The 13,676-nt window shown below is 70.7% G+C and carries 15 protein-coding genes; 4 read left to right on the top strand and 11 right to left on the bottom strand.

What is annotated here, in order from left to right; genetic code table 11:
- A partial coding sequence (locus ACR9ZK_RS16860; protein ID WP_481343105.1) for a hypothetical protein occupies nucleotides 1-216 on the bottom strand: 216 nt, incomplete at its 3' end.
- On the opposite strand from ACR9ZK_RS16860, the gene ACR9ZK_RS16865 reads away from it, so the two are divergent.
- Nucleotides 200-805, top strand: a complete 606-nt coding sequence (locus ACR9ZK_RS16865; RefSeq protein WP_481343106.1) for a LysE family translocator — start codon at nucleotides 200-202, stop codon at nucleotides 803-805. The genes ACR9ZK_RS16860 and ACR9ZK_RS16865 overlap by 17 nt on opposite strands.
- A gap of 36 nt (nucleotides 806-841) precedes the next feature.
- Here ACR9ZK_RS16865 and ACR9ZK_RS16870 read toward each other — a convergent pair whose 3' ends face one another.
- The 3 genes from ACR9ZK_RS16870 to ACR9ZK_RS16880 form a co-directional block, all read right to left on the bottom strand.
- Nucleotides 842-1,372, bottom strand: coding sequence for an HAD domain-containing protein (locus ACR9ZK_RS16870; RefSeq protein ID WP_481343107.1), 531 nt, complete (start codon nucleotides 1,370-1,372; stop codon nucleotides 842-844).
- A 326-nt stretch (nucleotides 1,373-1,698) separates the two neighbouring features.
- Nucleotides 1,699-2,175: a hypothetical protein gene (locus ACR9ZK_RS16875; protein ID WP_481343109.1), complete on the bottom strand. Its 477-nt coding sequence runs from the start codon at nucleotides 2,173-2,175 to the stop codon at nucleotides 1,699-1,701.
- A gap of 462 nt (nucleotides 2,176-2,637) precedes the next feature.
- The gene (locus tag ACR9ZK_RS16880; protein ID WP_481343110.1) at nucleotides 2,638-3,375 is read right to left on the bottom strand and encodes a TetR/AcrR family transcriptional regulator C-terminal domain-containing protein; all 738 of its coding nucleotides are present in this window, start codon (nucleotides 3,373-3,375) and stop codon (nucleotides 2,638-2,640) included.
- Between the two features lie 68 nt (nucleotides 3,376-3,443).
- Here ACR9ZK_RS16880 and ACR9ZK_RS16885 point away from each other — a divergent pair, with 68 nt between their 5' ends.
- Entirely contained in the window at nucleotides 3,444-4,163 is a 720-nt protein-coding gene (locus ACR9ZK_RS16885) for a DUF4386 domain-containing protein (protein WP_481343111.1), read from the top strand.
- A 527-nt stretch (nucleotides 4,164-4,690) separates the two neighbouring features.
- A complete protein-coding gene (locus ACR9ZK_RS16890; RefSeq protein WP_481343112.1) occupies nucleotides 4,691-4,873 on the top strand; it encodes a hypothetical protein in 183 nt (60 codons plus the stop codon).
- A gap of 160 nt (nucleotides 4,874-5,033) precedes the next feature.
- On the opposite strand, the gene ACR9ZK_RS16895 is transcribed toward ACR9ZK_RS16890, so the two are convergent.
- Both ACR9ZK_RS16895 and ACR9ZK_RS16900 read right to left on the bottom strand, forming a co-directional pair.
- Nucleotides 5,034-6,476 carry an adenylate/guanylate cyclase domain-containing protein gene (locus tag ACR9ZK_RS16895; RefSeq protein ID WP_481343113.1) on the bottom strand — a complete coding sequence of 481 codons (1,443 nt, stop codon included), beginning with the start codon at nucleotides 6,474-6,476 and terminating at the stop codon, nucleotides 5,034-5,036.
- On the bottom strand, nucleotides 6,469-8,319 hold the full coding sequence (locus ACR9ZK_RS16900; protein ID WP_481343114.1) for an NAD(P)/FAD-dependent oxidoreductase: 1,851 nt from the start codon (nucleotides 8,317-8,319) through the stop codon (nucleotides 6,469-6,471). The genes ACR9ZK_RS16895 and ACR9ZK_RS16900 overlap by 8 nt, the downstream gene beginning before the upstream one ends.
- Before the next feature lie 520 nt (nucleotides 8,320-8,839).
- Here ACR9ZK_RS16900 and ACR9ZK_RS16905 point away from each other — a divergent pair.
- On the top strand, nucleotides 8,840-9,253 hold the full coding sequence (locus tag ACR9ZK_RS16905; protein WP_481343115.1) for a cupin domain-containing protein: 414 nt from the start codon (nucleotides 8,840-8,842) through the stop codon (nucleotides 9,251-9,253).
- A gap of 347 nt (nucleotides 9,254-9,600) precedes the next feature.
- Here the strand turns inward: ACR9ZK_RS16905 and ACR9ZK_RS16910 are convergent, their stop codons facing one another.
- From ACR9ZK_RS16910 to ACR9ZK_RS16930, 5 genes are all read right to left on the bottom strand, one after another.
- Nucleotides 9,601-9,924 (bottom strand): histone-like nucleoid-structuring protein Lsr2, encoded by a 324-nt coding sequence (locus ACR9ZK_RS16910; protein WP_481343116.1) that lies wholly within the window; start codon nucleotides 9,922-9,924, stop codon nucleotides 9,601-9,603.
- 540 nt (nucleotides 9,925-10,464) lie between these two features.
- The gene (dmpG, locus tag ACR9ZK_RS16915) at nucleotides 10,465-11,562 is read right to left on the bottom strand and encodes a 4-hydroxy-2-oxovalerate aldolase (protein WP_481343117.1); all 1,098 of its coding nucleotides are present in this window, start codon (nucleotides 11,560-11,562) and stop codon (nucleotides 10,465-10,467) included.
- A complete protein-coding gene (locus tag ACR9ZK_RS16920) occupies nucleotides 11,559-12,539 on the bottom strand; it encodes an acetaldehyde dehydrogenase (acetylating) (RefSeq protein ID WP_481343118.1) in 981 nt (326 codons plus the stop codon). Before ACR9ZK_RS16920 ends, dmpG begins: the two co-directional genes overlap by 4 nt.
- Nucleotides 12,536-13,384: a 2-keto-4-pentenoate hydratase gene (locus tag ACR9ZK_RS16925; RefSeq protein WP_481343119.1), complete on the bottom strand. Its 849-nt coding sequence runs from the start codon at nucleotides 13,382-13,384 to the stop codon at nucleotides 12,536-12,538. Before ACR9ZK_RS16925 ends, ACR9ZK_RS16920 begins: the two co-directional genes overlap by 4 nt.
- Before the next feature lie 105 nt (nucleotides 13,385-13,489).
- On the bottom strand, nucleotides 13,490-13,676 hold a 187-nt coding region (locus ACR9ZK_RS16930), incomplete at its 5' end, for a hypothetical protein (RefSeq protein WP_481343120.1).

The following is a 13,676-nucleotide window of genomic DNA, read 5'->3' on the forward strand; positions in this document are numbered from 1 at the left end:
GACGAGACGTCGTGCAACGAGGGTGCCGATCCCCGACATCGAGACCCTCGGCCGGCACGCGTCCAGAGCTCTACGCCGCGCGACGAGCAACCAGGTCACCACGAAGGTGCGCGCATTCGTCGTCGCAGCACGGATTTTCGGCCCGATGCCGTCGAGCGTCTGCGGATGAGGCGGACGCGATTTCCCGTAGCGTTCAGGCGTGACCTGGTCCTTCATCGTCGTCGTCGTTGCGCTGGTCCTGGTGCCGGGGGCGGACTTCGCCGTCATCGTGCGAAACACGTTGAGCGGTGGTCGATGTCGGGGGGCGATCACGACGGCAGGTGTCAGTTCCGCCGCTGCGATCCAGGGGCTGCTGGTGACGATCGGGCTGGCTGGTGTGATCGTGCGTGTTCAGCCGCTGTTCCTGGCCTTGAAGTGGGGCGGCGTGGTGTATCTGGCGTGGCTGGCCTTCGGAATGCTGCGCAGTGCGGTGCGCGCCGACCACCCGGACGTCGGGACGGGCCCCCGCATGAGCGCAGCGGCAGCGTACCGGCAGGGGTTGCTGTGCAATGCGACGAACCCGAAGATCCTCGTCTTCTACCTGTCCTTGCTCTCACAGTTCGTGGCGCCGGACGCACCGTGGACGACCTGGCTCATGCACGCGTGGACGGTGCCGTTCCTCGGCACCATCTGGTGCCTGGCGGTCGTCGGGTTCGTCGACCTGGTGCGTGACCGGCTCCAACGCCGCCCCGTGCGGCGCGCGGTGGACGCCGCCGGAGGGCTCGTTCTCGCAGGATTCTGCGTGCGCCTCGCTACGGAGGCCTAAGCGGCCGCTCTCGTGCGACCCGGCGCGGACCGCGGCTCACATCGAGCGGAGCCACTCCTCGACGACGGCAAGATCCGCCGCGCGCAGCCCGACGGCTGAGTCAACGCGATGAAGCAGGGCTGCGCCGGAGTGGTTCGCCGACACCCAGGCGCGATCGACATCGGTCAGCTCGTCATCGACCCAGACGAACGGACGGCCCGACGCGAGCTCGACGAGAGCTTGCGTCTTCCAGTTCAGGGCCGCCGCCTGGTCATCCTCCGACCAGACGGTCTCATCCATCCCGGGCAACTCGCCGAACTCGACAACGGCAAGCTCCGGCAGACCCAGGATGGGTGCGATCACCCGGTTGGCATCGTGCATCCAGGCGGTCGCCCAGACCACATCGCAAGACATCCGGATGAGGCGTTGGCCGTGCTCGGCCGCGATGGTGGCGAGTCGTGGGTTGGAGGGACTCTGCCACGTCGTGTTCCAGTCCTCGAGCGTCGATGGCATCTGCACGTCGGCTGTGGGGATCAGCGTCCCGTCGACGTCGAGGAAGAGCAGGGGACGAGTCGGGCCCTCGGTCACTGCACCCACGATAGGCGCAAGACGTCCGCGGCTTTGCCGAACACGTGCCGCCTGGCACGCGACATCATGGATCTGTCAGGCAGCCCCTGACGCAGTCGAGCTGCTGGCCAAGGCCCCCGACCCGGCTACTGCGGGTTCGGATGAGCGCGGCCGACGGCCCGAACCAAGCCATCGCTCGCTGGGCGCGTGGACACCTGTCCGAAATGCACCCGCAACCGATCCGCACGTCCGTACTGCGTCGTCTCGTGCGTGCGGCCGCGTGACTTCGGGGCGCCGGCACCGCCCCGTGCGTCTGCCCACGAGCGGCAAGGGCCTGAGCGGGGCAGTCAAGCACCGAAGCACGAGGAGTTGGCAGAGCCTGTGATCCTGACGTCCAGGCTCGCCGTGTTGTTCGACGGGTTCGGGTCCGTTGCCGTCCACGCGGACCCGGTAACCCACCAGATGCGGCGGGCCGGCGGGTCTCCCGCTTGGATCAAACATGCCGTGGCCGAGAACGTGACAGTCCGAGCTTCTCCCGGCTCGAGGTCCCCGAGGACGCAGAGCTGCTCGCCGCAACTGGACGTGAACCGGCCGAACTGGTCGGAACCACTGGCTAGCACCTCGACCGCCGGCGCGGTCGCATCTCCCAGGTTCGTCACCGTCATTGTCCACGTCGCAGTCTCGCCACTTCGTACGTGTGGCCCACCGTTCCGGGCCCACGCGAGGGTCACGGCCAGATCCGGAGTTCCCTCCTGGGCCCAGGCCGGCCCCGCGGTGGTGACCGCAGCCAGCAGACATGCAAGACCCGCAATGACTCGCCGCATCGTCAAGCCCCCGTACCAGGAGATCCTCGGGCCGATTCCCGGAAAGGAAGACCCTCAGCGCCCACAGTCCTCGACGGCACCATCGGGCGCCTCGTGCATCTGACGTAGGCGCCGGGCACCGACCCGCGCGAAGCCCTCGGATCGCGGGCCGCAGGGTGCCGGGATGGCCGCCGGTGAGGGGAGCGAAGCGGGCTCGGTCCGCTCAAGGATGCGGGCACCAGTCGGTCGCGGACATGCGAATGTGGCTGAGGAATGTGCGAGCCCGTCCCCAGCCTGCGTAGTGGTGCGCGCACGTGCCGGCCCCCCTCGACCATCCACTCATCCTCGACCTCCTGGAGCGTCAACCCGCAGTCGCCACCTGGTCGCCGTCCGTCTCAAGCGGCCGATTCGAGACAGGGCGCTGGTGGACGCCAACACCGGGCGGCGGGTGCCTCTCGTCCACAGAGTCGTCGACGACCGGACCTATGAGTCCGGTCCGGTGGTGCTTGACCTCCAGCCTGCTCGGTGCAGGCGCTCGGCGCCGTCGAGGAGCAGGTCCAGACCGAACTCGAACTCGAACTGCTCGTCGCACCCGTGTGCACCGCCGTCAGGGCGATCGCGTTCCATCGCCGCCACGGCAATCTGGACGATGTTCGGGTATCGCTGCGCGAAGGCAGCCTGCTGCTCGGCGTCGGGCCGCTCCTCGGGCTGGCTCTCGGTGGGTGAGTCGGCCTCGCCTGCAGACTCGTCGAACATCTCCGGGCTGAAGCCCCAGATGCGATTGCCCAGGGCGTGCATGACGTGGTGGGTCAGGTCGGCGGAGAACCCGGCGGAGATGAACATGCCGGCCACCGAGTCCATGTAGGCCAGAACCGTCGCGGTGCGTCTGGTGCGCGACTCGATCGCCCGGCGAGCCCAGGGGTGGCTCAGGACCGCTCCACGTGCCGCCAGGAGCTGTTGGCGTACGCGGTCCTTCCAGCCGAGCGCCGGGTCCGGTGCGGCGAACCTGTCGATCACCACGTCGACCATCCCGTCGAGCAGCTCGTCCTTGTCCGCGACGTGCTTGTACAGCGCCATCGGCACGACACCGAGCCGCTGCGCCAGCCGGCGCATGCTCACCCCGGCAAGGCCCTCATCGTCGGCGAGCTGCACTGCAGCCATCAACACCCGGTCGCGGCTCAAGGGTGCCCGGTTAGGACGCTTCTCGATGAGCGTTGACACGTGTACACCGTACACCTACGCTCCGGCCAACGAGGTGTACGCCGTACACCCGATTCGAGGAGCCTCTCATGTCACCTGCCGCCCGCCTGTCCACGCCGACCCGACAGCGCCACTCAGCGACGAGGCGCACCGCCTTCGTAGCCGGAGCGCTGTATCTGCTGACGTTCCTGACCTCCGTGCCGACTCTGGGCCTGTACCGCCCGGTGCTGGAGCGCACCGACTTCGTCCTGGGCGCGGGGAGCGCCACCGGCGTCCTGGCGGGCACGACGCTCGAGGTCCTCCTTGCCGTTTCCTGCGTCGGCACGGCCGTCGTGCTGGTCCCGGTGGTGCGCGGATGGAGCGAGACGGCTGGTCTCGGGTACCTCGCCGCTCGGCTGGTCGAAGGCGCCCTCATCCTCGTCGGCGTCGTCAGCCTCCTGTCAGTCATCGCTTTGCGTCACAACCCCGGACCCTCGGATCCGGCGTCCCTGGTCACCGCCGGACAGGTCCTCGTCGCGGTCTACCACCAGGCCTTCCTGCTCAGCCAGAGCCTCATGCCCGCCTTCAGCGCCCTGTGCCTCGGGTCGGTGCTGTACCGGGCGCGCCTCGTGCCACGCGGCATCCCCCTGCTCGGCCTGCTCGGCGCCCCGCTGCTGCTGGCCTCCGATGCCGCAATCCTCTGGGGCGCCTACGGCCCACAGTCCCCGCTCGCCGTCCTGGCTGCACTGCCCGTGGCCCTCTGGGAGCTGGCCCTGGGTATCTGGCTCGTTGCCAAGGGATTCCCTACCACCCCTCTTGAAGCCCACTGAGTCGACCAGGCGGCCGGCTCCCTGTCGGACAGGGTCGGCTGAGGGTCGTGGAACGCTGGAGGGCTTGGCGCAGCATCGCCGTGGCGGAGTCGCCCGTCACACTGGCGACTCCCGCCCAGGTGGGCGTCCTCGACCGTAGCCGCTGATGGCGGTGCCGGGGCTCGGCCCGGCTGTGCCCTTCCATGACGGGATTGGCCGGGCCCTCGGCTCGATGCCCGAACGCTGGCAGGCAACGGTCGTGGTGAGCACGTCTTACGGCGGTCGGCCAGCGCACCGCGAAGGCGGGCGCCGCCCCCTTGGCGCGCAAGGTCTACGCGCCCTCGAGACGGGGCGGCAGCGCTGGCGTCAACTCGCACCGGCACACCTGTGGAAGCGCCACGACGTCCTTGACGAGCCGCAATCCCAGCACTCACGCTCGGAACGGTGGGAAAGGAGGCCGCCGTGCGGGAGCTGCCTTCCGGGACCGTATCCTCGTCGCGCTCGCGAATCCCGTGCGCGCTGCGCACCTGATCGGCGCCGAGGAAGCCATGAGGGACCGCTTGTCGCTGCCCAACCCCTTCCAGGAGGAGGAGCGGGCCGAGGCCTGGGCCGCAGCGCGGGAACTCATCTCCGCCGAGGACTGGGCGCGCGAGATCCAGACCGGGCGCAAGGCCTCGGTGGAGGACCTGCTGCTCGCACTCGCCGAGGGAGATGGTCCGGACCCGGGCTGATGAACGGCCCGGAGTGACGACGAGGTCCGCCCTTTCGCCCCGGCATCCGCCGACCGGTCCGGCACCGCCGCCCTCGCTCGAGCCGCCCGCCGCAGGCCGGCGACCCCAGCGCGCGGCATGCCGCTCAACCGCACGGACGAGCGGGGCTCGGCCGACCGTGTCAGGGCGCGGACGTCGTGTGGTCGGGAAGCGACACGAGCACGAAGGCCTCGACGGACTCGTCCTTGCCCTTCAGCGTGAGGGCACCGAGCGGCTGCGTGACCGCACCCGGCAGGGCGTCCAGGGTGCTGACGGTGACGGCTACGCGTCCCACGGGCGCCTGGCCCTCGATGCGGGAGGCGACGTTGACGGCGTCCCCGATGACGGTGGCCGTGCGTCCACCCTCGCTGCCGAGCACGCTGACCACCACCTCACCGGAGTTGATGCCCACCCGGAACCGCGGCCAGCCCGGGTGCGCATCGGCGATCCGGGAGGTCTCGGTCTGCAGGTCCAGGCCGGCCAGCGCCGCGCGACGGGCGTGGTCCGGCTGGTCACCGAGCCGGTTGAACGTTGCCATGATGGCGTCTCCGATGAGCCGGTCGACCGTGCCCCCGTGCCGCTTCACCACGGCCGGGATCGCGACGGTGAAGTACGCGTTCAGCATCTCCGTGACCACGGCGGCGTCGTGCGTCTCCGAGAAGGTCGTGAAGCCCTTGAGGTCGGCGAAGAGTATCGACATCTCCCGGTGCCCGGCGAGAGTGTCGGCGGTGTAGAGGTCGGCCCACCGCTCCTCGTGCCAGGACTGCTGCGCGCCCCATGCCACGAGGGCGAAGGCCGCGAGCAGGAGCAGGTGCCACTCCCACCACGACAGGTGCCAGTTGGGCGCGACCGCGACGGCGACCATCGCCTCGGCCAGCAGCGCCATCGCGGAAGCCATGGCCGCCGGCAGCAGGCCACCACGCCGCCACCAGAGCCGCCCGTACGTCACCGTCGCCACAGCGTAGAGGACGACTGCGACCACCGTTGCGATGACCAGCGGTCCCGAGCCGTGCTCGGGACCGGGGCCGACGTCGAACGGCGGCAACCGAAGGAGCGAGGCGACGCCCCACGCCGCCATGACGACCAGGAGCGCGATCCGGAGCCGGCGTGCCCGGCGCATCGCGGCGGCCGCCTCGTCCGCGGCGACCTCACGCACGGACGCGACGGCGAACAGCGAGCCCAGCGCGATGCCGGTCGGCGTCGACACGTTGAACCCGACGGACGGGATGTCGAGCAGCACGTGCGGGGTGGCGAGGGCGTGGAGGCCGAGGAAGCCTGCAGCCGAGAGGAAGGCGAGCGAGACGTACATGACGCGCAGGTCGCCGCGTCGGGCGGCCGCTGCCCCCGTGCCGTATGCCGTCACCGCGCTGAGCAGAGCGGCGCCGAAGACGATCCAGAAGTGGGTCGTGTCGTGCTGCCACTGCAGGTCGAGGCCGCTCGAGAGCCGGAGCACGACGAGACCGGCCAGCGGCAGGGCGAGCGCGGCCGCTCCCACGGCGAGGCGACGCGCGGCCCCCGCCCGGGCATGACCATCCGGCGGCGCCGTGGTGCTCGCGGCCGGTCCGGCGGACGGCTGCTCAGCCATGGCGACCGGCGGCTCCCGTGCTCTCCGTGCTCTCCGTGCTCTCCGTGCTCTCCGTGCTCTCCGTGCTCTCCGTGCTCTTCGTGCTCGTCGCTCTCGCCCGGCCCGCGCCGCTCGAAGACTCGGGGCGGCGCCCGGCGTCGAGGAGCGCGAGGTACTGGTGGACCTCGGACACCACGACCGACCCCTCGCCGACAGCCGAGGCGACCCGCTTGACCGATCCGGCCCGAGTGTCGCCCACCGCGAACAGGCCGGGCACCGACGTCTCGTGGGCCCCTGCGGGTCGCTCCAGGCTCCAGGCTCCGGACTCGCGGAGGTTGGCGCCGGTGACGACGAACCCCCAGCGGTCGCGCACGACGGCGTCCGGGAGCCACGCGGTGTGCGGCTCCGCCCCGATCATGACGAAGAGGCCGTCGGCCGGCAGCGCCCGCTGCTCGAACGTCGTCCGGTCGGCCACGACCACCTCGGACAGCCACCCGTCGCCGCCCCCGCCGACCACCTCGGCGTTGCCGACGACCGAGATGGTGTCGGAGGCCTCGATCTCGTCGATGAGGTAGCGCGACATCGTCGCGGACAGGTCCGGAGTGCGGATCACGATGGTCACGTCCGCGGCATACCGCTGCAGGTGCAGGGCCGCCTGGCCGGCCGAGTTGCCACCGCCGACGATGACGGCGTGCGCGCCGGCAAGGCCGTGCGCCACCGAGACGTTGGCGCCGTAGTAGACGCCGGACCCGGTGAGGGCCTCGAGCGAGGGAACCCCCAGCCGGCGGTAGGCGACCCCCGTGGCGAGGAGCACCGCCCGGGTGCGCACCTGACCGACGTCGGAGACTGTCACGAGGAAGCCCGCTCCGTCGCCGAGCGGCTCGATCGCGGTGACCCGCCTGGTCAGGACGAACCTTGCGCCGAAGACCCACGCCTGCTGGAAGCCCCGCTGGGCCAGCTCTGCGCCGGAGAGGCCCCGCGAGAAGCCGAGGTAGTTGCGGATGAGCGAGCTCGTCCCCGCCTGCCCGCCGAGCGCCAGCTCCTCGACGCAGAGGACCGACAGTCCCTCGGACGAGCCGTAGACGGCGGCCGCCAGGCCAGCGGGCCCGGCACCGACCACGAGCACATCGAACTCGCGAAGCTCGACCCCGTCCGGCCAGGTGAAGTCGGTGCCGATGCCCCAGGCCTGGCAGATCTCGACGTCCGTCGGGTCGAGCAGCACCCGCCCGCCGAGCGCCGCGAACCAGATGACGAGGGGTCCCTCCGGGTCCGCGGGCCGCGGCGCTGCCACCGACTCGAGGACCGCGACCGCCTCCGGCGTTCCGCGATCGAGGTATGCGTGGGGTATGCCGTTTCGCGTCAGGAGAGTGCGCACGGCGTGCCCGCGCGGGTCACGGGCTGCGCCGACGACCACGACCTCGCGCCGGCGGTTCTCGACGGTGCGCGACCACGCCTGCACGAACTCCGAGACGGTGCGGCAGAACAGCTCGTCGGGGGAGGTCCACGGCTCGAGCACGTAGTAGTCGATGTCACCCATCGACATGCCACGCAGGATGGCGTCCGCGGTGCGTCCGTCGGCCCACGCCCCCCAGGGGACAAGGAAGGCCCTCGCGGCATTCGGGTGGAGGGTGCGCACCGAGCGGAGCAGCTCGGCACCTGTGAGCCCGGGCAGCCACGGATCGGCGAGGACCAGCGCGACGGGATCCCCGCGCGCGGCGGCGAGCTCGAGCTGCTCTGAGGCGACTGCACTGTCGGACTCACCGCGGATCCGGAAGTCCGCGCTGAAACGCCGGGCCAGCTCGGCCTCCGTGCGGGCGAGAGCATCAAGGTCGGGATCGACGACAAGCAGGAGAGGGCGGGTCATGGTCACTCCTCACCAGAGCGTGCGGGGTCGATACGACCACCCCTCCTGTCAACGTTAGGCCGGTCGACCGCTCGCCCGGGTCCGAACAGTGGAACGGGCTACCCTTCGGCCCAGATGGGGCCATAGGGCTTTGAACGACACCGTCCGCTCATCAGCGGGGGCCCATGAGGACGCGGCCGGCTGTACGCACACGAACCCGATCCCCCGCTCCGCAGCGAGCTGCGCCAGGACCATCCACCGGTGCCCGGTCGGCTCCCACGCCACCGTCACCCCAGCGAACCCCTTCGCGTAGGCCCGGTCGGCGGCCCAGTCCAACGCCGCCAGGAGGGTGCTCGCCACGCAGGGCCCCGCCGCGCAGAACGCCTTTCCATGCCGCGCTCCGCGCGGTCGTTCCGATGAGCGGGGCGCCTCGATCTTCGTTGTCGGTGGCGGCGACGGGAGCCACAGATGTCCCGGACGCCGAAGGACACCCGGGACGTGCACCCATCGCTTCTCAGAGTCTTCGCCGTAGTCTCGTCGCGTGACGAAGAGCCAGGAACCGGCGGGGCAACCCGCGCGAGATTCGAGCACCCCGCGGGTGATCAGCGGCGCCCCGGGACTGCAGGCGCAGGCCGAGCGACCCCGGATGCGTACTCGGTGGATCCTGCCGCCCCACAGCGAGGGATGGGCGGACATGGCGCTGTCCGAGTGGGAGCTGACGGCGGCAGGCTGGTCGGATCGTCATCCTCATTCGGAGACGAACGTCGTGCTGGAGGGCGAGCTGCACGTCGAGTCCGGCGGAGCGACTGTCGTCGCCTCCGCCGGGGACACCGTCATCGTCCCGCCAGGACAGGTCGGGCGCTACTGGGCGCCTGTCCATGCGCGGATGATCGCGATCTACGGCCCCAATCCTGCGGGCGATGACACCGATCTGCTCGGCTACTGGGAGATCTGAAGGCTCACAAGTCGACCGACTCGGCAGGGTTCCCCGCGTGGGCTCCTCGTCCTCCGCTGCATCTCGACAACATGAAGAGCAGCGACGACGAGACGGTCGAACGTGCGCCTCGATAACGCTCCGTCTGAAGACCAATCGGTCGCGCGCGTGTCATCCGAACAGCGCGGTCGGCGTCTCGAGGCCCGCACCGCGCAGCGACGCTCCGAGACACCCGGTCGGGGTGCTTCGACGCGAGGCTCGCCCACGGCCGCCGACCGGCGGCCCGAGCAGTCAGGAGTTCTGGCTGCGGCTCCGATGTCCGAGCGTGTCGCTGGCTTCCGGATGCCGGCGGGTCGAACGCCCTTGCGTCAGTGCGCGGCGTCGTACTGGCGCTGCAGGTCCCTCGGGATGCGTCCGCGAGCCGGCACGGCAAGACCTTCCCTCGCGGCCCACGCACGGATCAAGGCACCGCGGGAGTCCCCCACCGGCTTGAGAACACGGCGCGACGTCGGGGCTCCCCCCATACGGCGACCAGCCGAGGCCCAGGACGCGATGGCTCGGCGCAGTGCCGCAGCGTTGACGGTGCTCAAGTCGATGGCGTAGTCCACGCCGTCCAGCGAGAAGCTGACCGTCTCGGCGGCATCACTGCCATCGATGTCGTCAACCAAAGTCGTGATGAGCTGCGATGCCATGCGCTCAACGTACTGGCATCCGCGACGTCCCCCTGTCTGGCCGCCCAGGGTGAGGCGCTGAGCCTCCGGGTACGACCCCACCCTGGCCAAGCGGCCGTACGACCCCTCGCCGCGCTTCGGTATCGCCGCGCTGAGAGCCCGGGCGCCCGCTGGTCACCGGACGCAGCCTCCTGGGGCCTCACGGACCTTCCAGACGGAGTCCGTCGCCAGGTCGAGCGGGCGATGTCCCGTCGCACGCTTGAACCATGCATCGGCGCGGTGCGTCGTGATGTGTGTGGCCGACCCTGAAGGATTGGCGCCCGATGGAAGGGATGGTCAGGGTGCTACCCAAGCGATGGGTGATCGCAGGACTTGTCGCAGTGGCTGTCGTGGTGGTCGTTCTCGCGATCGTCTTCGGCGGTGGCGGTGGCGGTGGCGGTGGTGGTGGGGGCAGCGGCTATTAAGCAGCCGCGCTGACTCGCCCCCGCCGTCAGCCGAGGATCGATAGGGTCCTCAGCGCCGCGCTCCGCGGACGCCGGCCTCAGCCGTCAGGTGGAGGTGTCAGCCAGCGCGCTGCTGGGCACCCACCAGGTCGAGCGCGATGTCGACGATCATGTCCTCCTGGCCGCCGACGAGCTTGCGTCGCCCGACCTCGAGCAGGATCGAGCGCACGTCGATGCCGTAGCGCTGCGACGCAGCCTCGGCATGGCGCAGGAAGCTGGAGTAGACCCCCGCGTAACCGAGGGTCAGCGTCTCCCGGTCGACCTGGACGGGTCGGTCCTGCAGGGGCCGCACGAGGTCGTCGGCGGCGTCCTGCAGGGCGAAGAGGTCGCAGCGGTGCTTCCACCCGTTGAGGTCGGCCACGGCGACGAACGGCTCGATGGGGCAGTTGCCCGCTCCCGCTCCGTGGCCAGCGAGCGAGGCGTCGACGCGCACGACGCCCTCCTCGACCGCGACCACCGAGTTGGCCACGGCGAGCGACAGGTTCTGGTGGGCGTGGATGCCGATCTGGGTCTGCGGGTCGAGCACGTCGCGGTAGGCCCGCACGCGCTCCCGCACACCATTCATGGTCAGGCGGCCGCCGGAGTCGGTGACGTACACGCAGTGTGCGCCGTAGGACTCCATGAGCCTGGCCTGGGTGGCCAGCTCCGCAGCGTCGCTCACGTGGCTCATCATGAGGAAGCCGGAGACGTCCATTCCGAGCTCGCGCGCCTTGCTGATGTGCTGGGCCGAGACGTCCGCCTCGGTGCAGTGCGTGGCGACGCGGACCGACCGGACACCGAGGGAGTACGCGTCCTCCAGCTCGGTGATGGTGCCGATGCCGGGCAGCAGCAGCGTCGTCAGGGTGGCCTGCGTGATGTTCTCGGCTGCCGCCTCGATCCACGCCCAGTCGCTGTGCGAGCCGGGGCCGTAGTTGAGGCTGCCGCCCGCGAGCCCGTCGCCGTGCGCCACCTCGATGGCGTCGACGCCGGCCGCGTCGAGTGCGGCGACGATCCGGCCGACGTCCTTCGGGCTGATCCGGTGCTGTACGGCGTGCATCCCGTCGCGCAAGGTGACGTCCTGGACGTAGAGCAGGTGGGTCTCGGTGCTCGGGCGGGTCACGGTGGGGTCTCCTGGGGTGGGGGCGACGACGTCGGTGTCGGCCGTCGAGGTGCTCACGCGGTCACCGCCGAACCGGCGCGCGGGCGCGCGCGCTCGGCGATGCTCTCGGCCACGCGCATGGCGGCGGAGGTCATGATGTCGAGGTTGCCGGCGTACGCGGGCAGGTACATCGCCATGCCCTCGACTTCGAGGAAGACGCTCACCTTCGTCGTCACCGCGGGAGCGCCCTTGGGCAGCAGGGTCCGCACCGGCTCGTCGGGCGCGATGGGCGTGAACTGCACCTGCTGCTTGAGCCGGTAGCCGGGGACGTACTCCTGCACCTTCGCGACCATCTCGTCGACGGAGGCGCGGATCGCCTCGTGCGTCTGCTCGTCGTCCTCGCTGATGAGGGCGAACACCGTGTCGCGCATGATCAGGGGTGGCTCGGCCGGGTTGAGGATGATGATCGCCTTGCCGCGCAGGGCGCCGCCGACCTTCTCGATGCCCGCCGTCGTCGTCTCGGTGAACTCGTCGATGTTGGCCCGCGTGCCCGGCCCGGCCGACTTCGACGCGATGGAGGCGACGATCTCGGCGTAGGGCACGGTCGTCACCCGGGAGATGGCGGCCACGACCGGGATCGTGGCCTGTCCGCCGCAGGTGACCATGTTGACGTTCTCGACGCCGGCCCCGTCGTCCTCGAGGTACCGGTCGAGGTTGACGGGCGGCACGACGTACGGGCCGATCGCCGCCGGCGTCAGGTCGACGAGCTTCTTGCCGTGCGCGGCCAGCTTGGCGGCATTGGCGACGTGGGCCTTCGCGGAGGTGGCGTCGAAGACGATGTCGATCTCGTCGAAGCCGTCGAGGGCGATGAGCCCGTCGACGCCCTCGTGGGTCGTCGGGATGCCGAGGCTCGCCGCGCGGCGCAGCCCGTCGGAGGCCGGGTCGATGCCGACCATCGCGCCCACCTCGAGCGTGCTGGACAGTCGCATCACCTTGAACATCAGGTCGGTCCCGATGTTGCCGGGGCCGATGATGGCCACCTTGGTCCTGGTCATGAGTGCTCCTCGGGGGAAGGGTCTTCGGCGGGGGCGAACGAGACCGTCACGGACCCGAGGCCGGTGATGTCGGCACGGACCGTGGAGCCCGGCCTCACCGGGTGCATGGGGCCGAGCGCCCCTGACAGCACGACCTGCCCGGCGCGCAGCGGGTCGCCGACCTGCTGGGCCGTGCGGGCGAGCCAGAGCAGCGCGTTGAGCGGGTCGCCGAGGCAGGCGGCTCCGTTGCCCTCGGAGACCAGGGCGCCGTCGGCGTGCATCCGCATCGTCACCGAGACGGGCTCGAGCTCCTCGAGAGTCCGGCGGTCGCGCCCCAGCACGAACAGGGCGCTCGACCCGTTGTCGGCGATGGTGTCGGTGATGGCGATGTCCCAGCCGGCCACCCGGCTGTCGACGATCTCGAGAGCGGCCACCGCGTGGTCGACTGCCGCGCGCACGTCCTCGACGTCGAGGTCGGGGGCGTCCAGGTCGGCGCCGAGCACGAACGCGACCTCGGCCTCCACCTTCGGCTGCAGCAGTCCGGCCATCGGGACCGCTGCCAGTGCCGACACGTCCATGTCGTCGAGGAGAATGCCGAAGTCTGGCCGGTCGACGCCCAACTGCTGCTGCACCGCCGGCGAAGTGAGGCCGATCTTGCGCCCGACGACACGGCGGCCTGCGAGAGACCGCCGGTGCGCCAGGCGTCGCTGGACCTCGTAGGCGCTCTCGAGGTCGTCCTCACCGAGAAGGTCACGCACCGGTGCACAGGGCGTGCCGGTGCGTGAGGCGGTCTCCAGACGTTCGACCGCACGGTCGATCGCGGTGGAGGGCGCCAGCGTGGTGGGTGGCTCGGATGTGACGTTCATGTGGACCTCCCGGGTAGATGGGTGCCATCGTGCGCATCGGCCGTCGTCACGCGCCACCGACTGGTGCCGCAGGGTGGAACGCTTGTCGCTGCGCCACAGCGGCGCTCAGCTGCGGCCCATGCTGGGCAGCAGGTCGTCGTGGGGATCGTCCAGACGCTGCATCCGCAGGCGCCCGCGCCACGATGACAGCACCGCGGCCAGGGCGAGGAGCACGATCCCTGCACCGAGCACCGTGGCGCGCGGACCGAAAGCATCGGCGAGGGCGCCCTGGGCCAGACCACCCACCGGGAAG

The organism is Monashia sp. HAY1-5C (assembly GCF_056755255.1).